Source organism: Bacteroides sp. FSHCM14E1 (assembly GCF_019633785.1).
GTDB classification, from domain to species: Bacteria; Bacteroidota; Bacteroidia; order Bacteroidales; family Bacteroidaceae; genus Bacteroides; species Bacteroides hominis.
Genome location: NZ_JADKYL010000009.1, coordinates 28,055 through 50,697 on the forward strand (window position 1 = coordinate 28,055; position 22,643 = coordinate 50,697).

At 45.4% G+C, this 22,643-nt stretch carries 18 protein-coding genes; 13 read left to right on the plus strand and 5 right to left on the minus strand.

What is annotated here, in order from left to right; genetic code table 11:
* The first annotated feature begins 51 nt into the window (after window positions 1-51).
* From ISX59_RS14165 to nadD, 5 genes are all read left to right on the plus strand, one after another.
* A complete protein-coding gene (locus tag ISX59_RS14165; RefSeq protein WP_032539759.1) occupies window positions 52-1,359 on the plus strand; it encodes a sensor histidine kinase KdpD in 1,308 nt (435 codons plus the stop codon).
* Window positions 1,356-2,984, plus strand: coding sequence for a histidine kinase (locus tag ISX59_RS14170; protein WP_220576004.1), 1,629 nt, complete (start codon window positions 1,356-1,358; stop codon window positions 2,982-2,984). Before ISX59_RS14165 ends, ISX59_RS14170 begins: the two co-directional genes overlap by 4 nt.
* 628 nt (window positions 2,985-3,612) lie before the next feature.
* The gene (locus ISX59_RS14175; protein ID WP_032539757.1) at window positions 3,613-4,491 is read left to right on the plus strand and encodes a YicC/YloC family endoribonuclease; all 879 of its coding nucleotides are present in this window, start codon (window positions 3,613-3,615) and stop codon (window positions 4,489-4,491) included.
* Between the two features lie 12 nt (window positions 4,492-4,503).
* Window positions 4,504-5,118, plus strand: coding sequence for a guanylate kinase (gene gmk / locus ISX59_RS14180; RefSeq protein ID WP_005781211.1), 615 nt, complete (start codon window positions 4,504-4,506; stop codon window positions 5,116-5,118).
* A 32-nt stretch (window positions 5,119-5,150) separates the two neighbouring features.
* Window positions 5,151-5,741 carry a nicotinate (nicotinamide) nucleotide adenylyltransferase gene (nadD, locus tag ISX59_RS14185; RefSeq protein WP_005821613.1) on the plus strand — a complete coding sequence of 197 codons (591 nt, stop codon included), beginning with the start codon at window positions 5,151-5,153 and terminating at the stop codon, window positions 5,739-5,741.
* Here nadD and ISX59_RS14190 read toward each other — a convergent pair.
* Window positions 5,713-6,768: a metallophosphoesterase gene (locus ISX59_RS14190; RefSeq protein WP_032538092.1), complete on the minus strand. Its 1,056-nt coding sequence runs from the start codon at window positions 6,766-6,768 to the stop codon at window positions 5,713-5,715. The genes nadD and ISX59_RS14190 overlap by 29 nt on opposite strands.
* A 101-nt stretch (window positions 6,769-6,869) precedes the next feature.
* Here ISX59_RS14190 and ISX59_RS14195 point away from each other — a divergent pair, with 101 nt between their 5' ends.
* A complete protein-coding gene (locus ISX59_RS14195) occupies window positions 6,870-7,766 on the plus strand; it encodes a 1,4-dihydroxy-2-naphthoate polyprenyltransferase (protein ID WP_005808253.1) in 897 nt (298 codons plus the stop codon).
* On the opposite strand, the gene rfbB is transcribed toward ISX59_RS14195, so the two are convergent.
* The 3 genes from rfbB to ISX59_RS14210 all read right to left on the minus strand — a co-directional run bounded on the left by rfbB (window position 7,763) and on the right by ISX59_RS14210 (window position 10,449).
* Window positions 7,763-8,902 carry a dTDP-glucose 4,6-dehydratase gene (rfbB, locus tag ISX59_RS14200; protein WP_005821615.1) on the minus strand — a complete coding sequence of 380 codons (1,140 nt, stop codon included), beginning with the start codon at window positions 8,900-8,902 and terminating at the stop codon, window positions 7,763-7,765. The two genes, ISX59_RS14195 and rfbB, sit on opposite strands and share 4 nt — an antisense overlap.
* Before the next feature lie 19 nt (window positions 8,903-8,921).
* Window positions 8,922-9,785 carry a glucose-1-phosphate thymidylyltransferase RfbA gene (gene rfbA / locus ISX59_RS14205; protein ID WP_032539754.1) on the minus strand — a complete coding sequence of 288 codons (864 nt, stop codon included), beginning with the start codon at window positions 9,783-9,785 and terminating at the stop codon, window positions 8,922-8,924.
* A gap of 172 nt (window positions 9,786-9,957) precedes the next feature.
* Window positions 9,958-10,449, minus strand: a complete 492-nt coding sequence (locus ISX59_RS14210) for a metallophosphoesterase (protein WP_005808255.1) — start codon at window positions 10,447-10,449, stop codon at window positions 9,958-9,960.
* A 56-nt stretch (window positions 10,450-10,505) separates the two neighbouring features.
* Here ISX59_RS14210 and ISX59_RS14215 point away from each other — a divergent pair, with 56 nt between their 5' ends.
* Window positions 10,506-12,581: an RNA degradosome polyphosphate kinase gene (locus tag ISX59_RS14215; protein ID WP_032539753.1), complete on the plus strand. Its 2,076-nt coding sequence runs from the start codon at window positions 10,506-10,508 to the stop codon at window positions 12,579-12,581.
* Window positions 12,582-12,646: 65 nt separating this feature from the next.
* Window positions 12,647-14,896: an inorganic phosphate transporter gene (locus ISX59_RS14220; RefSeq protein WP_005808257.1), complete on the plus strand. Its 2,250-nt coding sequence runs from the start codon at window positions 12,647-12,649 to the stop codon at window positions 14,894-14,896.
* A 78-nt stretch (window positions 14,897-14,974) separates the two neighbouring features.
* Here ISX59_RS14220 and ISX59_RS14225 read toward each other — a convergent pair whose 3' ends face one another.
* Window positions 14,975-15,373: a response regulator gene (locus ISX59_RS14225; protein ID WP_005781227.1), complete on the minus strand. Its 399-nt coding sequence runs from the start codon at window positions 15,371-15,373 to the stop codon at window positions 14,975-14,977.
* Window positions 15,374-15,489: 116 nt separating this feature from the next.
* Here ISX59_RS14225 and ISX59_RS14230 point away from each other — a divergent pair, with 116 nt between their 5' ends.
* The 5 genes from ISX59_RS14230 to ISX59_RS14250 all read left to right on the plus strand — a co-directional run bounded on the left by ISX59_RS14230 (window position 15,490) and on the right by ISX59_RS14250 (window position 22,629).
* Window positions 15,490-17,124 (plus strand): ABC-F family ATP-binding cassette domain-containing protein, encoded by a 1,635-nt coding sequence (locus ISX59_RS14230; RefSeq protein ID WP_005821617.1) that lies wholly within the window; start codon window positions 15,490-15,492, stop codon window positions 17,122-17,124.
* A gap of 115 nt (window positions 17,125-17,239) precedes the next feature.
* On the plus strand, window positions 17,240-17,515 hold the full coding sequence (locus ISX59_RS14235) for a hypothetical protein (protein ID WP_005781230.1): 276 nt from the start codon (window positions 17,240-17,242) through the stop codon (window positions 17,513-17,515).
* 124 nt (window positions 17,516-17,639) lie between these two features.
* Complete coding sequence (locus tag ISX59_RS14240; RefSeq protein WP_032531957.1) at window positions 17,640-18,044, plus strand: DUF6769 family protein; 405 nt, start codon at window positions 17,640-17,642, stop codon at window positions 18,042-18,044.
* 175 nt (window positions 18,045-18,219) lie between these two features.
* The gene (locus tag ISX59_RS14245) at window positions 18,220-19,458 is read left to right on the plus strand and encodes an efflux RND transporter periplasmic adaptor subunit (protein ID WP_044302040.1); all 1,239 of its coding nucleotides are present in this window, start codon (window positions 18,220-18,222) and stop codon (window positions 19,456-19,458) included.
* An 84-nt stretch (window positions 19,459-19,542) separates the two neighbouring features.
* Window positions 19,543-22,629, plus strand: coding sequence for an efflux RND transporter permease subunit (locus ISX59_RS14250; RefSeq protein WP_044302041.1), 3,087 nt, complete (start codon window positions 19,543-19,545; stop codon window positions 22,627-22,629).
* The last annotated feature ends 14 nt before the right edge of the window (window positions 22,630-22,643 follow it).

Consider the following 22,643-nt stretch of genomic DNA (forward strand, 5'->3'; position numbering starts at 1 on the left):
AGACTATTTTATACAAGCAAAAGATAAATATAACAAGTTTTAAAATTAGAGATGAAACAGGCATGCTACTATATAATGCTGTTATTATTTGTAGAGTTGGCAGGTATCCCGACGACCGTACAAGCTACAGAATCAAGCGAAACGAAGCATTTTGCCGTTTTGTCAAATGACAGCCCGGCAGAAAAGTACAGTGACTACGGTACATCTGCAAAGGGGAAGTTCCTTCCCGACAGTTGTTACCTGTCACTCACTCAAGCACAAAAAGAAAAAGCACTCGCACGGCATGACTCACTAATCCGCAGCATAGAAGCAGGAAAAGCTCCGGAAAACATCAACATCGTCGAAATTTACCAGAACAGAGGGCATCTGTTGCGTTGTCTTCACCGATATAAAGAGGCTTGCGCAGCCTACGACCGATCAATGATCGTTTCCGACTCACTAATTAAGAAAGAGTATGGTGCACAGGTCGACTCCCTCCGCCAGAAACATGATGTAAATACATTATTACTTGAAAAAATAAATTTGCAGTCAGAAAAGCGTCAGGTAGCTTTCATCTTTGCTCTATGCATCTTGTTCATAGCTATCTGCATCAGCTTATATTACTACCAGACACTGGCCAAGACTCAAAGACTTCAAAAAGAGGTATTGCAACAGAGCATCAAAGCACAGGAGAGCGAAGAGGTGAAAGCATCTTTTATCAAATCCATCTGTCACGAAATACGTACACCGCTCAATTCTATCAACGGCTTCTCCGAAATATTAAGCGATGATTTCTCTACTCCCGAAGAACAAAAGGATTACCAGCTTATTATTCAGGAAAACACCCGTCTGCTCACCTCACTGCTCCATAGCCTGGTAGAAGTGGCCAATCTGGATAGCCTGACAGCAAGTCTCACACTGAAACCTATAGAAATAAACCACTATTGCCGTCTCGAAATGCAATATCTGGAAGAAACGGAAGGAAAACCGGAAATAGATTATCAACTCAATTTACCGGAGAACGATTATAAAGTCTATGCCCACCCGCAATATCTCAGCTTATTGCTCCGGGCTTTGCTGAACAACGCCAATAAGTTTACGACTCAGGGGTTCATCAATCTCAGTTGCCGGAAAGACAGCAGACGGAAGATGCTGATGGTCAGTGTTACAGATACGGGATGTGGAGTACCGACGGGCAAGCACGAATATGTTTTCCGGCGCTTCACCAAACTGGATACTTTCAGGCAAGGAAGCGGATTGGGACTTTACCTTTGTAAACTGATCATCAGGCACATGCAAGGAGATATCTACATTGACAAGACGTATACGAAAGGATCCCGCTTTATATTTACCCTACCGATGGAGAACGCTAAGAAATGAAAAAGAAATACTACATCTGGATTATATTGCTATTCATTGTAACAATATCCCAAGCCGCCCCTTCGATCAAGGACAGTTTACAAAACATACTGCAAAAAACGAAAGAGCCTACTCAACGTGCCGAATTACTAATCAATATATTAGACCTGTCCGATTCCTCACCCGATGAATTGGAAATCGCCCGGAAACTTTATACCGAAGGGAAGAAAGCGGACGATAAAATGGCCATCGGCGCATCTCTCAGTACACTCACCATTCACTATATGCAGGATCCGGAAAAGAAAGATTCACTTACCCTTCTGCTGAACGAAGCAGAAAAGCTCCTGGAAAACTCAGATGAAGAGGGACTTGCCACCTATTACAAAATGACTTATAAAGCCCGGCTCCTGCAACTTGCTCCCCGGAAAGAAAGGGTAAAAGTCTGCAACCGGATACAGCAGGAACTGAACGACCGGAAAGAGTCGGAAACGCCTTATGAAAAGGCCGAACGTCTATTCCTCACCGGAGTGATCCATTATCTGTTAATGGCTATGACCGAAAATATAGATTATAAAAACGCCCTCCCCTATTGGGAAGAAGGATGGAATTTGGCAGAGGGTTTTCCACCTACTGCCCGCAAAAACTTTACAGGCAATCTATATATCATGCTAAGCGTGAGTTACCGCAGTCTGAAAGACAGCAAACGCCTGATGGAAGTATCTAACCAGTACTTGCAAAGACTGGATGAATATTTCAGTCGGGAAGATGTAATCCACCGGCGCCCTTACTTCTACAAAAACAGTTTATATGTGCTGTGCTACCAGCAACTGATGCTAAACCATCAACTGATAGGGCGACAGAAAGCACATGAATATTATCTGCGTTATTGTAACTACGTCCGTCACGGAAAAGGAGATGCCCTGTTACGCAATAAACTTTTTTTCTACGATTTAAGTCAAAGTTATTTCAGTAGTCTGGGCGAATATCCACAAGCACTCGCCTTTTGTGATTCACTGATCCAGATGGTAGAAACCGGTAAGGCTATCAATACGGCCTCGGTGACGCACTATAAGACCAAAGCCAAATTACTCCGGGAAATGGGACGTGCCGAAGAATCCTGTCAGGTTTACGACCGGGCTATGTTTCTGGCCGATTCACTGACCCGTAAAGAACAACTCGGCGAACTTGGAGAAATACAGGTAAAAAATGAAGTCGCACAACTGGAACTGGAAAAAGCGGACATTATTACCCGAATCAGGAACATTGCTTTTTACAGTACCATCCTACTGACTTTCGTTGTCATCGGCTTTACTGTTTATCTTTCAATCAACCTGAAACGTACCCGCAAACTACAAAAAGAGTTGCTGCGCCAGACCCAAAAGGCTCAGGAAAGCGAACGAATGCAATCGAACTTCATCCGGTCGATGTGTAACGATGTGCACATTCCTCTCAATCACATCAACAAACAGACTCAACTGATAGTAGGCACTTCACTTTCGCCCACCCAAAAGGCAGAATGTTCGGAACAGATAAAAGAGAGCTGCCAGCAATTGACTTCGCTATTGGATGAAATGCTCGAAAAGGCCTACCACGAAAGTTCGGCAGAAGCAAAAGATGCTCCGCCGGACCACGGCTCTTTCATTTAACAACCGCCTTCCTCCCTTGTCCCCCCCACAAAACCCTCCATTCGCACACAACAATGCGGAAGCAGCACTTCGTTGTTTCTTTTTTAAGAAAGAATCCGGCCGGCTATTACCGGAGAAGTGTAGTAGATTAACCATTGTCATACAACTCTTTATCCCATCCCGCATACCTGGGCTAATAAGCCCACATACCCGGGCTGATGAGCCCGCATACCCGGGCCGATGAGCCCGCATGCCCGGGCTGAGATAAGGATCCGACCATTTGCACTAAAGAGAGTAAGGGAAATGAAATGCTTTTAGAGAGATTAACGGATAAGAAATTGGACATATCCATTTGTTTTCCAAACCGTTACTACTGAAATATCCCCTAAAACAGCGGGTGGAAGATGGAAGATGGGGGTGGAAGATAAATGGCATAAAAACCGCATCTTCCACCAATCTATACATCTCACAATCAACGATATGCACTCTAAAAGGTGGAAGATGGAAGATCGAAACGTGTTTTTTGTATGAGAGGAAGGCGGGAGAAATGAAAGAGCCGTGCCGCCCGATTAAACAAAATTTCTTTTTTATCCATTTACAGCGGTTATCTTAAAATTATCCCGTATTTTTGCACAAAACTTTTGGTAATATGATACAATCCATGACGGGATATGGCAAAGCAACTGCCGAACTTCCCGATAAGAAGATTAATGTAGAGATAAAATCGCTCAATAGTAAAGCGATGGATTTGTCGGCACGAATCGCACCGGCATACCGTGAAAAAGAGATGGAACTCCGCAATGAAATTGCACGTGTGCTGGAACGTGGAAAAGTTGACTTCAGCCTCTGGGTGGAAAAGAAAGAGTGCGCAGAAGCCGCCACTCCCATCAACCAGGTATTGGTAGAAGGATATTATAACCAAATCAAAGCTATCTCCGAAAACCTCCACATTGCAGTACCCACTGACTGGTTTCAGACTCTGCTCCGCATGCCGGACGTGATGACACGTACCGAAACACAGGAGCTAAGCGAGGAAGAATGGGGAATAGTATATGCAACCGTCAAGGAAGCTGTTTCACATTTAGTAGATTTCCGTAAGCAGGAGGGTGCCGCCCTTGAAAAGAAGTTCCGTGAAAAGATTGAAAACATTCATCGTTTACTTGAATCGGTAACACCTTATGAAAAAGAACGGGTGGATAAAGTTAAAGAACGAATCACAGATGCGCTGGAAAAAACACTGAGCGTAGATTATGATAAAAACCGTCTTGAACAGGAACTGATTTACTACATTGAGAAACTCGACATCAATGAAGAGAAACAACGCTTGAGCAACCACCTGAAATATTTCATCAGTACCCTTGAAAACGGTAACGGACAAGGTAAAAAGCTGGGATTCATCGCTCAGGAAATGGGACGTGAAATCAATACGCTCGGCAGCAAATCGAATCATGCTGAAATGCAAAAGATTGTGGTACAGATGAAAGATGAGCTGGAACAGATCAAAGAACAAGTGCTGAATGTGATGTAACAACGACAGATTATGAATTTAACAGAAAGAATAACTACCCCACCTCAAAAGGGTGAAGCCAAAATCATCATCTTTTCTGCTCCTTCCGGATCGGGCAAGTCGACAATTATAAATTATTTGTTGGGCCAGCAGCTGAATCTTGCATTCTCCATTTCAGCTACCAGCCGTCCGCCACGAGGAAATGAAAAGCATGGAGTAGAATATTTTTTCCTCACTCCCGACGAATTCCGCCAACGCATTGCAAACAATGAATTTCTGGAATACGAGGAAGTTTATACCGATCGATTTTACGGAACTTTAAAAGAACAGGTAGAGAAACAGCTTGCTGCCGGCCAGAACGTAGTGTTCGATGTAGATGTGGTGGGCGGTTGCAATATAAAAAAATTCTATGGTGACCGTGCACTTTCACTTTTTATCCAGCCCCCTTGTATCGAGGAGTTACGTCGCCGCCTGATCGGGCGTGGCACAGATGCTCCCGAGGTCATTGAAAGTAGAATAGCCAAAGCCGAATATGAATTAAGCTTTGCTCCGAAATTTGACAAAGTAATCATCAATGATGACCTGGCAACAGCCAAGGCACAGGCATTAAAAGTGATTAAAGAGTTTCTGGGTATCGATGCGGAATAAGATCTGTGTTCTCTTATTTGTGATTATAGCATATGAAAAAAACTAAAACCGGAATCTTCAGCGGCTCTTTCAACCCGATACACATCGGACACTTGGCACTTGCCAACTATCTGTGCGAGTTTGAAGGGCTGGATGAAGTTTGGTTTATGGTCACTCCGCACAGCCCCTTCAAAAAGCAGGCAGATTTATGGTCTGACGAGCTGCGCCTGCAACTGGTACAGCTCGCTATTGAAGGATATCCACGATTCCGTGCATCCGATTTTGAATTTCATTTACCTCGTCCCTCCTATACTGTCCACACACTCAACCGTCTGAAAGAAGTATATCCCGAAAGGGAATTCCAACTGATTATAGGCTCTGACAACTGGAAAGTATTTGACCAATGGTTCGAATCGGAACGTATTGTCTCAGAAAATAAAATACTCGTTTATCCTCGTCCCGGTTTTCCGGTAGATGCCTCACAACTACCCCCGAACGTACACTTAGCGCATTCTCCGATATTCGAAATCAGTTCCACCTTTATCCGTCAAGCTCTGGCTGCCGGAAAAGATGTGCGCTATTTCCTTCACCCGGCTGTGTACACGAAAATCAAAGCTATTCATTCCGCAAACGATGCAATGTAATCATCACAATTTCGGCCGGTGCTCCAATGCGGATATTCTTGTTTGAAGTACCGATCCCATTGGTTACAATCATCGGAATTTTAGCTGAATTATATTTCAACCCTGTCAGGAACCGACTGCCATAATGCGAAGGAATGATGGGAGCATAGCCAAAAATACGTACCTGCCCTCCATGCGTGTGTCCGGCCAGCACCAGATCAGAATTAGCGACAGACACATCTTCGGCATAATCAGGAGTGTGTACCAACAGAATCACAAAATCGGCCGGAGAGAGGGACAGAGTAGGAGAAACACCGTTATTGGCAAGATCAAACGGGTTACGTACACCGGCCAGAATAATCTGCTCACCATTACGCCTCAACGTGTCAAGCTGATGTTCAAGAGGGCGCATGCCATAACGCTTCATTTCACGGATAATTTCATCATGACAACGTTCATAGTCGTTATTTCCCATCACACCATAAGTACCCAACGGTGTTTTCACTTTAGCCAATGCCGCAAAAAGTTCGGGTACAAACTGACACCCTTCCTGGTAATCACCTCCCATCAACAATACATCGGCATGCTGTGCGTTAAGCAAACGTACCAGACTCTCCAGCCCTTTCTCCTTGAAAAGGCTTTTATAATGCAAGTCCGAAATAAAGGCGATACGGAAACCATCAAAGGCTTCGGGAACATCACGATGGGTGAACTCGTATCTTTTCACCCGGTCGATCCCCGGATAAACAGAAGATACACTGACAGCAGAACTGGTGATATTTGTTCCCCGGGCTACAACAGGCGGAATCGAACGCGTTATCCCGGAAGAGGCAACCTGCCCCTTTTCTGCTGCTTTCCGTCTGGCAGAAAGTCTTTTGAGTCCGGAAGTATCAGGAGCAAACAACCGGGCCACTACATCGGAGCTGTCCGGACGAATGGAATCGGTATTCAATACCGGACAGGCAATCGGAGAAACCAGGTTTTTCTTTGATTTACAGGACGAAAGCAGCAATAAAAGTGCCGCCAATAAGTATATTGTTTTCTTCATATTCTCTAATATCAGGAGCGCAAAGATAGGCAAAAAAGCAAAAATATACATTTTTTTGCCCTATCTTTGTTCTCTTGAAACGAATTATATAGAAAAAGAGAATGGAAGAAGTAAGACGGAACTCGTTACAGGCATGGATACTTGCTGCCCGTCCCAAAACATTGGCAGGTGCCATTACCCCGGTAATGATTGGTTGTGCATTGGCTTATGCCGACGGAAAATTCAGTTGGATACCGGCATTAATCTGTTGTTTGTTTGCCGGCTTAATGCAGATTGCCGCCAATTTTATCAACGACTTATTTGACTTTCTGAAAGGTACCGACCGGGAAGACCGCCTCGGTCCGGAACGTGCTTGTGCACAAGGCTGGATTTCGGCGAACGCCATGAAGAAGGGCATATTCATAACAGTAGCCCTCGCCTGCCTGATTGGTTGTAGCCTCCTATTATATGGCGGCTGGGAATTGATCCTTGTAGGTGCGCTATGTGTATTATTTGCTTTCCTGTATACCACAGGTCCTTACCCGTTATCCTACAAAGGATGGGGAGACGTATTAGTCATTGTGTTTTTTGGTTTTGTCCCGGTAGGAGGTACTTATTATGTACAGGCCCTCAACTGGACACCGGACGTTACGGTTGCTTCATTGGTGTGCGGACTGATTGTAGATACATTACTGGTAGTTAATAATTACCGGGACCGGGATGCCGACCGGAAAAGCGGGAAAAAGACGGTTGTAGTTCGTTTCGGTGAACCTTTCGGAAGATATTTCTATCTGTTGCTCGGCATCATAGCCGCTTGGCTCTGTTTCTGGTTTTTATTCAGCGGACATTTATATGCGACTCTCCTGCCTCAGTTTTACCTGTTTTTTCATATCCGGACCTGGAGAAAGATGGTACAGATACACAGCGGTAAAAAGCTAAACAGCATATTGGGCGAAACTTCGCGAAATATGCTGTTTATGGGGATCCTACTATCAATAGGACTGATTATAAACGGTTAACGTTTGCTATACATCCGTTCGTAATATTTCTGATAATCACCGCTGGTAACTTCTTCTACCCATTCCTGATTATTCAGGTACCATTCAATTGTTTTCACAATGCCCACCTCGAATTTCGTTTCGGGATACCATCCCAAGGCATTGGTGATTTTCGTCGGATCGATAGCATAGCGCTGGTCATGACCCAGACGGTCCTTTACAAACGTAATCAAGTCTTCATTGATCCAGTCAACCGAGATTTCACCATCGGCATTCTTTTCTTTCTTCTTCAATACTTCACGATATTCGGGATGTTCCGACATCAGGCGGTGAATCGTCGCAATGGTCAACTTCACTATCTCAAGATTTGTTTTTTCGTTATGTCCACCCACATTGTACACTTCACCTTCCAGTCCTTCACGAACTACCAAATCGATAGCCTTGCAATGATCTTCTACGTACAGCCAGTCGCGCACATTGCTGCCATCACCGTACACCGGAAGTTTCTTGCCCTCAAGAATATTCTTGATAATAAGCGGAATCAATTTCTCCGGGAAATGATAAGGACCGTAATTATTTGAACAGCGGGTGATGGTCACCGGCATCTTATACGTATCATGATAAGCCATAACCACCATATCGGCACTGGTCTTCGATGCACTGTAAGGGCTATGCGGACAGAGTGGAGTTGTTTCATGGAAATACCCCTCAGCCCCCAGCGAACCGTAAACTTCGTCGGTGGATACCTGATGATAGCGTACTCCTTTACGCCAGGTAGGATACCCGTATTCATCCTTACCGGTCACCCATGCACGACGTGCCGCATCCAACAGGTTTTGTGTTCCCAAAATATTGGTCATCAGGAACAGTTGAGGATTCTCAATGCTACGGTCTACATGACTTTCGGCAGCAAAGTTAACTACATAGTCAAATTTATACTCACCAAAAAGACGGTCAGCCAGTTCACGATCACAAATATCACCTTTTACAAAAAAGCAACGTTCGTTATCAATGTCGTTTGCAATTGTTCCGAGATTTCCGGCATAAGTCAGTGCATCGAGCACTACCACTTTGATATCGCTGTGTTTAGCCAGAATATACTTCAGATAATTGGCACCGATAAATCCGGCAGCACCGGTTACAAGATAAGTTTTCATATTCTTTATGATTGATTTATTAATTTACTAAGTCTATCAGATATTTACCGTATTCGGTTTTTCCCAACTTCTCGCCCAGAGCTTTCAGTTGGGATGAAGAAATCCATCCGTTACGCCAAGCTATTTCTTCAATACAGCTCACATAAAACCCCTGGCGGTTCTGAATAGTGGCTACAAAGTTGGATGCCTCAAGCAGGCTGTTGCAGTTTCCCGTATCCAACCAGGCAAAACCGCGCCCGAAAAGTTCCACTTTCAGCGTTCCCTCACCGAGATATAATTTATTCAAATCAGTTATTTCATATTCCCCCCGGACAGAAGGTTCCAGAGCAAGTGCCTTTTCCGTCACCGTGGCATCATAAAAATAAAGTCCGGGTACCGCATAGTTACTTTTAGGTACAGCCGGCTTTTCCTCTAACGAAATCACCTTTCCACTTTCATCGAACTCCACTACTCCGTAAGCACGAGGATCTTTCACATAATATCCAAAGATACAAGCTCCCTTCTCAAGAGTAGCCGCCCGGCGAAGCATGGCTGAGAAACCCTGCCCATAAAACAAATTATCTCCCAATATCAGGCAACCCGGTTCGCCATCCAGAAAGTCAGCTCCCAATACAAAAGCCTGAGCAAGTCCATTCGGCTGTTCTTGCACCCGATATGAAAAGGACATTCCAAACTCCTCACCGGTACCCAGAAGTTCACGGAACAACGGCAGGTCACGGGGAGTAGAGATAACCAGCACTTCCCGTATTCCGGCCAACATCAATGTAGAAAGCGGATAGTATATCATCGGCTTGTCATACACCGGCATCATTTGCTTCGATATGGCTTTTGACAGCGGATAGAGTCGGGTGGCACTGCCACCGGCAAGAATAATTCCTTTCATATTTTGAACATTATGAGTTACGGGCTACAGATTACATACTGTAATAAACAATACATAAGTATCTCGCACAGTTACTTGTAATTTGTAGCACATTGCTTATGGCTTACATCTCTCAAACCTGTGACAAAGAACGGAAAGAAATCTGACGTGACAAAATAAAAATACAAATTTATTAACCGGCCAGTTCAATCACTTCCAAATCCTTGAACACACCATTATCTATGGCAAAACGGACCATTGTACGTACTTTATGAAATCCGGACATTCCCGCAGCACCGGGATTGATATGAAGCATGTCCAGTGTCTTATCGTATTTTACCTTTAATATATGCGAGTGTCCGCTGATAAACAACTTAGGTGGATGCACCAATAAGCTTCCCTTGACAGACGGGTCATAATTTCCAGGATATCCCCCGATGTGCTTCATCAGCACTTCGGCACCGTCCACCGTAAAACGATTCACCTGAGGAAACATCCGGCGAATTTCCTGCCCGTCAATATTACCATACACAGCACGGAAAGGGCGGAAAGCCGCCAATTTCTGCGCTACCTCCACTGAACCAATATCTCCGGCATGCCAGATTTCATCGCAAGTTTCAAAATATTGCAAGTATTTTTCGTCCCACCAGCCGTGTGTATCGGACAATAAACCAACTTTTGTCATACTTTCTTTGTTTATCTCTGCAAAGGTAACTATATTTGGGCAAACCTTATATGCAAATGGGAAACAAATACCAATACTTTAAGAGAGATATCAGTTGGCTGTCATTCAACTACCGGGTACTTCTGGAAGCTGATAACGATCGATTGCCACTCTACGAACGTATCAATTTTATCTCTATTTATTCTTCCAACCTGGAAGAATTCTATAAAATCAGAGTAGCCGACCACAAAGCTGTTGCCTCCGGCGTAACAGAAGGATCAGAAGAATCCCAGCAGTCAGCCAAGGTTTTGCTGGAAGAAATCAACAGGGAAGTGAACCGGCAACTGGAAGACCGTATCCACATTTATGAAAAGAAGATTATACCTGCATTACGCAAAAATCATGTCATTTTTTACCAAAGCCGTAACGTTGAGCCTTTTCACCAGCAGTTCGTAAAAGACTTTTTCCACGAAGAGATATTTCCCTACTTGCAACCGGTACCGGTATCCAAAGACAAAGTGATCTCTTTTCTACGCGACAACCGGCTCTACCTGGCTGTCCGCCTGTTTCTGAAAGACACAAAGAAAGAAGATGCCAACCATTTGCAATACTTTGTAATGAAACTGCCATATAGTAAAGTGCCCCGTTTCATCGAACTGCCCAAACATGGGAAATATTATTACCTGATGTTTATCGAAGATATTATCAAAGCCAATATTGGTGTCATCTTCCCGGGCTACGAAGTGGACTGTAGTTATTGCATCAAGATATCGAGAGATGCCGACATCATGATAGACGATACCATCAGCAGCGTCGATTTGGTGGAGCAAGTAAAGAAAAAGATTAAAAAACGCAAGATAGGTGCTGTATGCCGTTTTGTATATGACCGTGCCATGCCTGACGATTTTCTGGACTTTCTGGTAGATGCCTTCCGAATCCAACGTGAAGAGTTGGTACCGGGAGACAAACATCTGAATCTGGAAGACCTGCGCCATCTGCCCAATCCCAGCCATTCTATTCCCCGGATGGAGAAACCTGTACCGATGAAACTGAACCGGCTGAATGATAAGGAGTCTATTTTCAGTTACGTAGAAAAGAAAGATCTGTTATTATACTACCCTTACCACTCTTTCGACCATTTCATTCATTTCCTTTACGAAGCCGTGCACGATCCCGAGACCCGGGAGATCATGGTGACGCAATATCGGGTAGCGGAAAATTCGGCTGTCATCAATACCTTGATTGCCGCGGCACAGAATGGCAAAAAAGTAACGGTATTTGTAGAACTCAAAGCCCGTTTTGATGAAGAAAATAATCTTGCCACTGCCGAAATGATGAAAGCCGCCGGCATCAATATCATATATAGTATACCGGGACTGAAAGTTCACGCCAAAGTGGCCCTTATACGTCGCCGTAGTTTCAACGGAGAAAAGATTCACAGCTATGCTTACATCAGTACCGGCAATTTCAACGAAAAGACAGCAACGCTATATGCGGACTGCGGATTATTCACCAGCAATCCGGTCATCGTACATGACCTTACCAACCTCTTCCGTACCTTGCGCGGTAAAGAAAATCCCAAGTTCACCCGGCTGCTCGTGGCCCGTTTCAATCTGATTCCCGAACTAAACCGATTGATCGATAAGGAGATCGAACTGGCCGAGAAAGGAAGAGGCGGCAGGATTATTCTGAAGATGAATGCCTTGCAGGACCCTATCATGATTGACCGACTCTATGAAGCGTCACAAAGGGGTGTAAAAATAGACCTGATTGTGCGGGGCATTTGTTGCCTGATCCCCGGACAGGAATACAGCCGTAACATACGTGTCACCCGTATTGTAGACAGTTTCCTGGAGCATGCCCGCATCTGGTATTTCGGTAACGCCGGACATCCCAAAGTATATCTGGGTTCACCCGACTGGATGCGCCGAAACTTGTACCGGCGAATAGAAGCCGTGGTGCCTGTCCTCGACAGTGAATTACGGGAAGAAATCGTCGACATGCTGCATATCCAGCTATCAGACAATCAAAAGGCCTGCTTCGTTGACGAAAAGCTGAATAACATATTCAAATTCAAAGCAAGTGCTGCACCGGTCAGGGCACAGTATACCTTTTATAATTACCTTAAAGAGAAGAATGAAACATTTCTGTAACATGTATGACATTTCTCTGCAATACGAAAATCCGTCCTTTGCAGCCAGAAATAACATACACATTTATGGAGACAATTTATCTATGTATCATTATCTTCCTATTCGTGCTTGCCGTATTCGATTTGATGGTCGGCGTAAGTAACGATGCGGTAAATTTCCTGAATTCGGCTGTCGGAGCGAAGGCGGCATCTTTCAAAACAATATTGTTTATAGCCGGTGCCGGCATCTTCATCGGGGCCTCCTTATCAAACGGCATGATGGACATTGCAAGACACGGCATCTACCAACCGGAGCATTTCTACTTTGCCGAAATCATGTGCATCCTGCTTGCCGTAATGCTGACGGACGTCGTCCTGCTCGACGTTTTCAACTCAATGGGAATGCCTACCTCCACCACCGTTTCGATGGTATTCGAACTTCTCGGAGGTACTTTTGCCCTGGCACTGATTAAAGTGCACAACAGCGACACGCTGGGACTGGGAGATCTTATCAACACCGACAAAGCCCTGTCCGTCATCATGGCAATCTTTGTCTCAGTTGCCATTGCCTTCTTCTTCGGTATGCTTGTACAGTGGTTGGCACGTATGGTGTTTACATTCAATTATAAAAACAAGATGAAATACAGCATTGCCCTGTTCGGTGGCATCGCTTCCACTGCCATCATCTATTTCATGGTAATAAAAGGATTGAAGGACAGCTCGTTCATGACTTCTGAAAACAAGCAGTGGGTACAAGAAAATACAATGATGCTGGTAAGCTGTTTCTTCGTCATCTCTACCATCCTGATGCAGATATTACACTGGTTGAAAGTAAATGTATTCAAAGTAGTTGTCCTGCTGGGAACTTTTGCATTGGCATTGGCATTTGCGGGTAACGACCTTGTCAACTTCATCGGTGTACCTTTGGCTGGTTACTCTTCTTTTATGGATTATACAGCTAACGGAACCGCTGTAGGTCCTGATGGTTTCCTGATGACCTCACTGATGGGTTCAGCCAAAACACCGTGGTACTTCCTGATAGGTGCCGGAGCCATCATGGTATATGCCTTGTGCACCTCCAAAAAAGCACATGCAGTAATCAAGACTTCAGTAGACCTCTCCCGCCAGGATGAAGGAGAAGAGAACTTCGGAAGCACACCGATAGCACGTACCTTGGTACGCTTCAGCCTCACGCTTGCCAATGGCATTTCACGTATTACTCCCGAAAGCGCCAAACGCTGGATGGATACCCGCTTCCGCAAAGACGAAGCCATCATAGCCGACGGAGCGGCATTCGACCTGGTTCGTGCCTCTGTCAATCTGGTACTTGCCGGCCTTCTGATCGCCGTGGGTACTTCACTGAAACTCCCCCTCTCTACCACTTATGTTACTTTCATGGTGGCCATGGGTACTTCACTTGCCGACCGTGCCTGGGGACGTGATTCAGCCGTTTACCGCATCACAGGTGTACTAAGTGTCATTGGCGGATGGTTCATCACAGCCGGAGCCGCTTTCACCATCTGTTTCTTCGTTGCTATGATCATCCATTTCGGAGGCAGCATTGCCATCATCGCACTGATCGGACTGGCAGCATTCACATTGATCCGCAGCCAGTTGATATACAAGAAGAAAAAAGAAAAGGAAAAAGGCAATGAAACCCTGAAACAACTGATGCAAGCTACAAGTAGCCACGAAGCCTTGTCGTTGATGCGCAAACACACACGTGAAGAACTGGGCAAAGTATTGGAATATGCAGAACAAAACTTCGAACTGACCGTCACATCGTTCTTACACGAAAACCTCCGCGGACTACGCAGAGCAATGGGATCTACCAAATTCGAAAAACAACTGATCAAACAGATGAAACGCACCGGGACTGTAGCAATGTGCAAACTGGATAATAACACCGTACTTGAAAAAGGACTTTATTACTATCAGGGAAATGACTTTGCCAGTGAATTGGTATACAGTATCAGCCGTCTGTGCGAGCCCTGCCTTGAACATATCGACAATAACTTCAATCCGCTGGATGCCATCCAGAAAGGTGAATTCGGAGATGTAGCCGAGGACATCACCTATCTGATCCAGCAATGCCGCCAGAAGTTAGAAACCAACAATTACAATAACTTTGAGGAAGATTTGCGCCGTGCAAACGAACTGAACTCACAACTCTCACATCTGAAGCGCCAGGAGTTACAGCGTATCCAGAGCCAAACAGGCAGTATTAAAGTGAGCATGGTTTATCTGACCATGATTCAAGAAGCACAAAACGTAGTGACTTACACGATCAATCTAATGAAGGTAAGCCGTAAATTCCAAATGGAAACAGAAATCTGAAAACAAATATCCTCTTAAAATAAATAGGGCTGATTTCATTATTGAAGTCAGCCCTATTTATTTTAAGAGGATATAATCTTACCATTTAATCTCGGGGAAATAACTATTCAGGCAATTCCGGAGAGCACTTACCGTAATGGGCTTTACCAGCACCTCGGTTGCACCGGCCTCGATGGCATTATCCCGGTCCGAACTGAAGGCATAAGCAGTCTGCATGATGATAGGCAGGGTAGCTCCTTGTTGACGAATGATCCGGGTTGCTTCCAGTCCATTCATAATCGGCATCTTAATATCCATTAAAATAGCCCACGCTTCTTTTCCGTGATCACGGTATAAATTCAGCATTTCTTCACCGTTCTTTGCCCATAGAATGTCGCATTTTTTACCGATAATAGCTTTAATCAATTTGAAGTTACTATCATCATCTTCGGCCACAAGAATAAGAGGACGAAGACTTTTTATTTCTTCATTTTCCATTTTATATAATAGGTTTACTTTTAATTCTACATTCAATCTTATTCGATTCAGCCCGCAAGGTATAAAAAAAAATCATAGTTTTGATTATCTTTGCGGCTAAAATTTAAAGAAGCGATATGATTTCAGTAGACGGATTGGCCGTGGAATTCGGCGGAACCACTTTATTTAGCGATATTTCATTTGTCATTAACGAAAAAGACCGCATCGCGCTCATGGGAAAAAACGGTGCCGGCAAAAGTACCTTGCTCAAAATTCTGGCAGGAGTACGCCAGCCTACCCGTGGCAGAATATCTGCCCCTAAAGAGTGCGTCATTGCTTATCTGCCCCAGCACCTGATGACAGAAGACGGACGGACGGTTTTCGAAGAGACAGCGCAAGCTTTTGCTCACCTTCACGAGATGGAAGCCGAAATAGAACGTATGAACAAAGAGTTGGAAACACGCACAGATTATGAAAGCGACAGCTATATGGAGCTAATAGAAAATGTGTCGGCCCTCAGCGAAAAGTTCTACGCCATCGATGCCACCAACTACGAAGAGGATGTAGAGAAAGCACTGCTCGGTTTAGGATTCATGCGTGAAGACTTCCACCGGCAAACAAGTGACTTCAGTGGCGGATGGCGGATGCGCATCGAACTGGCAAAACTTTTATTGCAAAAGCCGGATGTACTTTTACTGGACGAGCCTACCAACCATTTGGATATCGAATCCATCCAATGGCTGGAGGATTTCCTGATCAATAACGGAAAGGCGGTAATTGTCATCAGTCACGACCGAAAATTCGTCGATAACATTACTACCCGCACCATCGAGGTGACCATGGGACGTATTTACGACTACAAAGTAAACTATTCCAAATACCTGGAATTGCGTAAAGAACGCCGCGAACAGCAACAGAAAGCCTATGAAGAACAACAGAAGTTTATCGCTGAGACAAAAGACTTCATCGAACGCTTCAAAGGTACCTACTCGAAAACACTTCAGGTACAAAGCCGTGTAAAAATGCTTGAGAAACTGGAAATATTGGAAGTGGACGAAGAAGACACATCAGCATTGCGCCTGAAGTTTCCACCTTCCCCACGTTCGGGAAACTATCCTGTCATTATGGAGGGAGTAGGTAAAACCTATGGTGACCATGTTGTTTTCCGAAATGCCACACTTACAGTCGAACGCGGAGATAAGGTAGCATTTGTCGGCAAAAACGGCGAAGGTAAATCAACGTTGGTAAAATGTATCATGAACGAAATAGAACATGACGGTACCCTGACGTTGGGGCACAATGTGCAGATAGGATACTTTGCGCAGAATCAGGCATCGTTACTGGACGAGAACCTGACTGTATTCCAGACTATCGATGACGTGGCCAAAGGAGAGATACGTAATAAAATACGTGACCTGCTGGGAGCATTCATGTTTGGCGGACCGGAAGAGTCGATGAAAAAAGTAAAGGTACTCTCGGGAGGTGAGCGTACACGCCTGGCCATGATCAAGCTGTTGCTCGAACCTGTAAACCTGCTGATTCTTGACGAACCGACCAACCACCTCGACCTGAAAACCAAAGACATTCTGAAACAGGCGCTGAAAGATTTCGATGGTACACTGATTGTAGTATCACACGACCGCGACTTCCTGGACGGGCTGGTGACCAAGGTATATGAGTTTGGCAACAAAAAAGTAACAGAACACCTGTGTGGCATTTATGAATTCCTTGAAAAGAAAAAAATGGATTCGCTGCGGGAGCTGGAGAAATAAAATTGCCGCACCTTATCTTATTTAATATTTGATAACTAACATATGGTAACTTTTACCCGTTTAATTAAAACAGAGAGGTACAAACCCCATTTTAATCAACTAAAAAAGAAACTGTATGAAGAAATTAGTTTTCTGTGCTGCTTTTGTTGCAGCAATGTGCATGGCCGGTACTACTGCCCAAGCTCAGGACGTGAAAAAGAAAGAAGTCAAAAAAGAGCAATGTGACAAGAAAGACGGTAAAGCATGCTGTAAAAAGGAAGAAAAAGCATGTTGCAAAAAAGAAGCTGATAAGAAAACATCTGACGGATGCAAAGAAAAAGCCAATTGCAAAACTAAAACCGGATGTAAAGACGCCCAATGCACCAAAGACAAAGGAGGAAAGAAAAAATAAACGTTTCTGACGTTCTCTTCTGAAAAGACAAGTAGTTATCTGCTTGTCTTTTTGTTTTTTAAGTAACACTGTTTGTTTTTTACCCGATGATAGACTATCTTTGTGGCTCAATATAAAAATAAGAATGAGGAATAAACGGTACATACTCTCTTTTCTGCTCTTCATCAGCATTATTATGCTGGTGGTACCTGTCATTCCCCATCACCACCATGCCAACGGCGTGATTTGTATGAAAAACGACGTGACACCGGAACCCCAGTGTCCCAGACACCATCATCATCCGGGCAACGATTCGTGCTGCAATGACGGATGTATGACACGTCTCAATTCGCCAACCCCATCCGTACAGGCAGACCACAGCCCTCACTATCTGTTTACTGCCATCTTATTTACGGACCTTATCATAGAGAATTTATTCAAGCCCCAAGAGCGGCGTATTAAGAATTATTACGCCTACCGGGAATCTCTTCACAGCACGGTTATCAACTGTGCCTTCGGTCTTCGTGCCCCTCCATACCCTGTTGTATAGGCTTATAAGCCCTATTTCGTAAGGTTAGGAATCTACTGACCGTTGGTTGGTTTAAAATCAATGGGATATTCCTTTAAAACCAACGATGCCTTGTTTTTAAACCAAATGCCCTTTGGTTTAAAGACTACACAGATCTACTTCCCAGAATCATCAAAAGTAAAGAATTTATATCATCATGAAGAAACTTATCTTTATGGGAATCCTCGGATTGTTTATCCTGGGTTCCTGCAACAGTAAATCGGGTGGCAATCACGAAGGCCACGACCATGGAACAGAAGCACATGACCACGACCATGAAGGTGAAAACCACAATCACGAAGGCGAAGATCATGAAGGGCATGATCACGAGGGTGAAGAACACAGCCAAGGTACCGAACCGGCAGCCGGACACAGTGACGAAATCATCCTGCCGAAAGTAAAAGCTGAAGCAGCCGGAGTGAAAACAAGCGTCATCGCACCGGAAGTTTTTGAACAAGTGATAAAAACGAGCGGGCAAGTGCTGGCTGCACAGGGAGACGAATCCGTAGCGGTAGCTACTGTGGCCGGTGTCGTTAGTTTTCGCGGTAAAGTGACCGAGGGCATGAGTGTGGGCAAAGGCACTGCATTGGTGACCATTTCATCCAGCAACATTGCCGATGGCGACCCGGTACAACGTGCCCGCATCGCCTACGAAATATCCAAGAAGGAGTACGAGCGTATGCAAGCACTTGTAAAAAACAAAATCGTATCCGACAAAGAGTTTGCACAAGCAGAACAAAATTATGAAAATGCACGTATCAGTTATGAAGCACTTGCCAAGAATCATTCGGCAGGCGGACAAGCTGTGGTTTCCCCTATTGCCGGATTCGTAAAGAATATCCTGGTGAAAGAAGGAGATTACGTGACCATCGGCCAGCCATTGGTCAGCGTTACACAGAACCGCCGTCTCTTCCTGCGAGCCGAAGTTTCGGAGAAATACTATCCGTCTCTGCGCACCATCGGTTCGGCCAATTTCAAGACACCGTATGATGATAAAGTATACGAACTGAAAGGATTGAACGGCCGCCTTTTGTCATTCGGCAAATCGGCCGGCGACAATTCATTTTACGTGCCGGTCACTTTCGAATTCGACAATAAGGGTGACATCATTCCGGGTTCGTTCGTTGAAGTATACCTGCTGTCGTCACCCATGGAAAACGTGATATCGCTTCCACGCACCGCACTAACCGAAGAACAGGGCCTATTCTTCGTCTATCTGCAACTGGATGAAGAAGGATATAAGAAACAGGAAGTCACCCTCGGAGCCGATAACGGCAAGAGCGTACAGATACTTTCGGGTGTTAAAGCCGGTGACCGGGTAGTGACCCAAGGTGCTTATCAGGTAAAACTGGCTTCAGCAAGCAACGCAATACCTGCACACAGTCACGAACATTAAAAGATTTACGATTGGAAGATTTACAATCGAACGATTGAAATAAGTCCGGAAATCATAGGTTACAAACTATAAACAAAGAATATTGTGTTAAATAAAATCATACATTTCTCACTTCAGAACCGTATCCTGGTGCTTGTAGCCTCGGTACTGTTGCTGATTGGCGGAACTTATACCGCCATGCATACCGAAGTAGACGTGTTCCCCGATCTCAATGCCCCGACGGTGGTCATTATGACCGAAGCCAACGGTATGGCAGCCGAAGAGGTGGAACAACTCGTGACTTTTCCCGTAGAAACAGCCGTAAACGGTGCCACCGGTGTGCGCCGTGTACGTTCGTCTTCGACCAACGGATTCTCTGTCGTATGGGTAGAATTCGACTGGGGAACCGACATATACCTCGCCCGCCAGATTGTAAGCGAAAAGCTGGCCATCGTAGGCGAAGAACTTCCTTCGAATGTAGGTAAACCGACACTGGGACCACAGTCGTCCATTCTGGGTGAAGTCCTGATTATCGGATTAACAGCCGACTCGACTTCCATGCTCGACCTGCGCACCATTGCCGACTGGACCATCCGTCCGCGCCTGCTCTCTACCGGAGGTGTAGCACAGGTAGCCGTATTGGGAGGTGAATTGAAAGAATATCAGATTCAACTCGATCCGGAACGTATGCGTCATTACGGTGTATCGATGAACGAGGTGATGACCGTCACCCGGGGAATGAACCTGAATGCAAACGGAGGAGTACTTTACGAGTATGGCAACGAGTACATTGTACGCGGCGTACTTTCTACCGCCAAAGTAGATCAGTTGGGCAAAGCAGTGGTAAAAAGCATCAATAGCGTACCCGTACTGCTGGAAGACATAGCCGATGTCCGGATTGGCCCGAAAGCTCCCAAACTGGGTACCGCCTCGGAAAGAGGAAAACCCGCAGTACTGATGACCGTCACCAAACAACCTTCCACCAGTACGTTGGAACTGACCGATAAACTGGAAGCTTCACTGAAAGACCTGCAAAAGAATCTGCCACCGGATGTAAAAGTATCTACCGACATTTTCCGCCAGAGCCGTTTCATCGAGAGTTCCATCAGCAATGTAAAGAAGTCACTCTTTGAGGGCGGCATCTTTGTAGTCATCGTCTTGTTCCTGTTCCTTGCCAATGTTCGGACTACGGTCATTTCACTGGTGACACTGCCTCTCTCACTGCTTGTCTCCATCCTTACCTTACACTTCATGGGACTGACCATCAATACCATGAGTCTGGGAGGTATGGCCATCGCCATCGGTTCGCTGGTGGACGACGCCATTGTCGATGTAGAAAACGTATACAAACGGTTGCGTGAGAACCGCCTCCTGCCCGAGAGTGAACGCCTTTCAGTTATCCAGGTGGTATTCAACGCTTCCAAAGAGGTTCGTATGCCTATCCTGAACTCTACGCTGATTATTGTCGTCAGCTTTGTGCCTCTCTTCTTCCTTTCCGGTATGGAAGGACGCATGCTGGTTCCGCTGGGCATTGCCTTCATCGTAGCATTATTTGCCTCGACGATAGTGGCATTGACACTGACCCCGGTACTTTGCTCTTATCTGCTGGGTAAAGACAAAGGGGACAAACTCCCGAAAGAGGCCCTCGTAGCGCGCTGGATGAAAGGAGGGTATGAAAAAGCACTGACTTGGGTATTATCCCACAAACGCGTAACTTTGGGAAGTACCATCGGGCTATTCATCATCGCTCTGGGATTCTTCTTCACTTTGGGACGCTCGTTCCTTCCGCCGTTCAACGAGGGGTCATTCACTATCAACATCAGTTCGTTGCCGGGTATCTCACTCGAAGAGAGCGATAAGATGGGACACCGTGCCGAGGAACTTCTGCTATCCATCCCCGAGATACAGACAGTGGCCCGCAAGACCGGACGTGCCGAACTGGACGAACATGCCTTAGGTGTGAACGTATCGGAAATAGAAGCGCCATTCGAACTGAAAGACCGCTCGCGTACCGAACTGATGGCGGATGTACGAGAGAAATTAGGTACCATCACCGGAGCAAATATCGAAATAGGACAGCCCATCAGCCATCGTATCGACGCTATGCTCAGTGGTACCAAAGCCAATATCGCCATCAAACTGTTCGGTGACGACCTGAACAAGATGTTCTCTCTGGGCAACCAGATAAAAGGGGCTATCGGCAACATTCCGGGCATCGCCGACCTGAACGTAGAACAGCAGATCGAACGTCCGCAATTGAAGATCACCCCCAAACGGGAAATGCTGGCTAAATATGGCATTACTCTGCCGGAATTCTCTGAATTTATTAATGTGGCATTGGCCGGTGAAGTGATTTCGCAAGTATACGAACAGGGTAAGAGCTTCGACCTGATTGTGAAAGTGGAAAACAATTTCCGTGACGAAGCCGAAAAGATACGCAACCTGATGGTAGACACACAGGACGGAAAGAAAGTGCCGTTGAGTTACATTGCCGACGTAGTTTCGGCTATGGGGCCGAATACCATCAACCGCGAAAACGTAAAACGCAAAATCGTCATTTCTGCCAACGTAGCCGATCGTGACTTGCGAAGTGTGGTAAATGATATTCAAAAGCAGGTGGACGAACAAATCAAGCTCCCCGAAGGTTATCACATTGAATACGGCGGACAATTTGAAAGCGAGCAGGCAGCCAGCCGCACTCTGGCACTGACCTCATTCATGTCCATTGTAGTGATCTTCTTGCTGCTGTATCATGAGTTCCGCAGCGTGAAGGAGTCGGCGGTCATCCTGATAAACCTGCCTCTGGCACTGATCGGAGGTGTGTTTGCCTTGCTGATCACAACGGGAGAAATCAGCATCCCGGCCATCATCGGTTTCATTTCGCTGTTTGGTATCGCCACACGTAACGGTATGTTGCTTATCAGCCATTACAACCACCTGCAACAGGTAGAAGGATTGGGAGTATACGACAGCGTTATCCGTGGATCACTCGACCGTCTGAACCCGATTGTAATGACAGCCCTCTCGTCCGCTCTGGCACTGATACCGCTGGCATTAAGCGGAAGTCTGCCCGGTAACGAAATTCAAAGTCCGATGGCAAAGGTAATCCTGGGCGGTCTGTTGACGTCGACTTTCCTGAACGGATTTATTATCCCGATTGTTTATCTGATGATGAACGGAAAAAGAAAATAATAAAAGGCCTCACT

Excerpts from the sequence above, each read along its gene's own strand:
- ISX59_RS14195 (WP_005808253.1), top strand. The coding sequence starts at position 6,870 with ATGGAAGAAGTAAGACGGAACTCGTTACAGGCATGGATACTTGCTGCC.
- ISX59_RS14175 (WP_032539757.1), top strand. The coding sequence starts at position 3,613 with ATGATACAATCCATGACGGGATATGGCAAAGCAACTGCCGAACTTCCC.
- ISX59_RS14170 (WP_220576004.1), top strand. The coding sequence starts at position 1,356 with ATGAAAAAGAAATACTACATCTGGATTATATTGCTATTCATTGTAACA.
- ISX59_RS14165 (WP_032539759.1), top strand. The coding sequence starts at position 52 with ATGAAACAGGCATGCTACTATATAATGCTGTTATTATTTGTAGAGTTG.
- ISX59_RS14240 (WP_032531957.1), top strand. The coding sequence starts at position 17,640 with ATGAGGAATAAACGGTACATACTCTCTTTTCTGCTCTTCATCAGCATT.
- rfbB (WP_005821615.1), bottom strand. The coding sequence starts at position 8,902 with ATGAAAACTTATCTTGTAACCGGTGCTGCCGGATTTATCGGTGCCAAT.
- nadD (WP_005821613.1), top strand. The coding sequence starts at position 5,151 with ATGAAAAAAACTAAAACCGGAATCTTCAGCGGCTCTTTCAACCCGATA.
- ISX59_RS14225 (WP_005781227.1), bottom strand. The coding sequence starts at position 15,373 with ATGGAAAATGAAGAAATAAAAAGTCTTCGTCCTCTTATTCTTGTGGCC.
- ISX59_RS14235 (WP_005781230.1), top strand. The coding sequence starts at position 17,240 with ATGAAGAAATTAGTTTTCTGTGCTGCTTTTGTTGCAGCAATGTGCATG.
- ISX59_RS14220 (WP_005808257.1), top strand. The coding sequence starts at position 12,647 with ATGGAGACAATTTATCTATGTATCATTATCTTCCTATTCGTGCTTGCC.
- rfbA (WP_032539754.1), bottom strand. The coding sequence starts at position 9,785 with ATGAAAGGAATTATTCTTGCCGGTGGCAGTGCCACCCGACTCTATCCG.
- gmk (WP_005781211.1), top strand. The coding sequence starts at position 4,504 with ATGAATTTAACAGAAAGAATAACTACCCCACCTCAAAAGGGTGAAGCC.
- ISX59_RS14210 (WP_005808255.1), bottom strand. The coding sequence starts at position 10,449 with ATGACAAAAGTTGGTTTATTGTCCGATACACACGGCTGGTGGGACGAA.
- ISX59_RS14215 (WP_032539753.1), top strand. The coding sequence starts at position 10,506 with ATGGGAAACAAATACCAATACTTTAAGAGAGATATCAGTTGGCTGTCA.
- ISX59_RS14245 (WP_044302040.1), top strand. The coding sequence starts at position 18,220 with ATGAAGAAACTTATCTTTATGGGAATCCTCGGATTGTTTATCCTGGGT.
- ISX59_RS14190 (WP_032538092.1), bottom strand. The coding sequence starts at position 6,768 with ATGAAGAAAACAATATACTTATTGGCGGCACTTTTATTGCTGCTTTCG.
- ISX59_RS14230 (WP_005821617.1), top strand. The coding sequence starts at position 15,490 with ATGATTTCAGTAGACGGATTGGCCGTGGAATTCGGCGGAACCACTTTA.